Annotated in this window: 1 rRNA gene; it reads right to left on the bottom strand. The window is 53.7% G+C overall.

The features are described from left to right. Positions 1–82: 82 nt before the first annotated feature. Positions 83–1623 (bottom strand): 16S ribosomal RNA (locus tag MLC59_RS19345). Positions 1624–1975 lie beyond the last annotated feature (352 nt).

Raw genomic sequence — 1975 nt, forward strand, 5'->3', positions numbered from 1 at the left:
TCGGGCCTGCAAAGACCCTTTTGCTCTCTTCACGTTAACCAAGTAATTCGTGTGGACTCTGACCGAAACCTCCAGCTTTCGTTAAGGAGGTGATCCAGCCGCAGGTTCCCCTACGGCTACCTTGTTACGACTTCACCCCAGTCATGAACCACACCGTGGTGATCGTCCTCCCGAAGGTTAGACTAACCACTTCTGGTGCAATCCACTCCCATGGTGTGACGGGCGGTGTGTACAAGGCCCGGGAACGTATTCACCGTGACATTCTGATTCACGATTACTAGCGATTCCGACTTCACGCAGTCGAGTTGCAGACTGCGATCCGGACTACGACGCGTTTTGTGAGATTGGCTCCCCCTCGCGGGTTTGCAGCCCTCTGTGCGCGCCATTGTAGCACGTGTGTAGCCCTGGCCGTAAGGGCCATGATGACCTGACGTCATCCCCACCTTCCTCCGGTTTGTCACCGGCAGTCTCCCTAGAGTTCCCACCATTACGTGCTGGCAACTAGGGATAAGGGTTGCGCTCGTTACGGGACTTAACCCAACATCTCACGACACGAGCTGACGACGGCCATGCAGCACCTGTGTTTGGGTTCCCGAAGGCACCAATCCATCTCTGGAAAGTTCCCAACATGTCAAGGCCAGGTAAGGTTCTTCGCGTTGCGTCGAATTAAACCACATGCTCCACCGCTTGTGCGGGCCCCCGTCAATTCATTTGAGTTTTAACCTTGCGGCCGTACTCCCCAGGCGGTCTACTTAGTGCGTTAACTGCGCCACTAAGACTTCAAGAGTCCCAACGGCTAGTAGACATCGTTTACGGCGTGGACTACCAGGGTATCTAATCCTGTTTGCTCCCCACGCTTTCGCACCTCAGTGTCAGTGTTGGTCCAGGTAGCCGCCTTCGCCACTGGTGTTCCTTCCTATATCTACGCATTTCACCGCTACACAGGAAATTCCACTACCCTCTACCACACTCTAGCCTGACAGTTCGAAATGCCGTTCCCAGGTTAAGCCCGGGGCTTTCACATCTCGCTTATCAAACCACCTACGCGCGCTTTACGCCCAGTAATTCCGATTAACGCTTGCACCCTCCGTATTACCGCGGCTGCTGGCACGGAGTTAGCCGGTGCTTCTTCTGTGAGTAACGTCAAGCCTCACGAGTATTAATCGTAAGGTTTTCCTCCTCACTGAAAGTGCTTTACAACCCGAAAGCCTTCTTCACACACGCGGCATGGCTGGATCAGGGTTGCCCCCATTGTCCAATATTCCCCACTGCTGCCTCCCGTAGGAGTTCGGGCCGTGTCTCAGTCCCGATGTGGCTGATCATCCTCTCAGACCAGCTACGGATCGTTGCCTTGGTAAGCCGTTACCTTACCAACAAGCTAATCCGACATAGGCTCATCCAATAGCGCAAGGTCCGAAGATCCCCTGCTTTCTCCCGAAGGACGTATGCGGTATTAATCCGGGTTTCCCCGGGCTATCCCCCACTACTGGGCAGATTCCTATGCATTACTCACCCGTCCGCCGCTCGTCAGCGGGGTGCAAGCACCCCCTGTTACCGCTCGACTTGCATGTGTTAAGCCTGCCGCCAGCGTTCAATCTGAGCCATGATCAAACTCTTCAGTTTAAATCATACAAGATCCGAAGATCTCTAATCTTGCTCAAGACAAAACTCATATTTCGACGAGTCGCTGCCTCGATATCTGTTGCCAGATGGTCTCGGCCAGCGCCCACACGAATTACTTGGTCAACTTGTTAAAGAGCGTTGAGCGTCTGCTCAATCAAGGCCGCGTATTCTACATCAGATCGCCACCTTGTCAACGATTATTTTGAAGTTTTTGTCGCCGCTTCCGAAGAAGCCTTACACCGAAAAAACTTACTGCAAACAACCGCTTAATTCCCCTTCCGGTTCCGCCGTCGCCGGCGTTCCCTGTCGAAGTGGGGCGCATTCTACAGCCCCACCGATTTCTGTCAACGAC

The sequence above is a fragment of the Marinobacter bryozoorum genome (assembly GCF_023156245.1).
Lineage (GTDB): Bacteria > Pseudomonadota > Gammaproteobacteria > Pseudomonadales > Oleiphilaceae > Marinobacter > Marinobacter bryozoorum.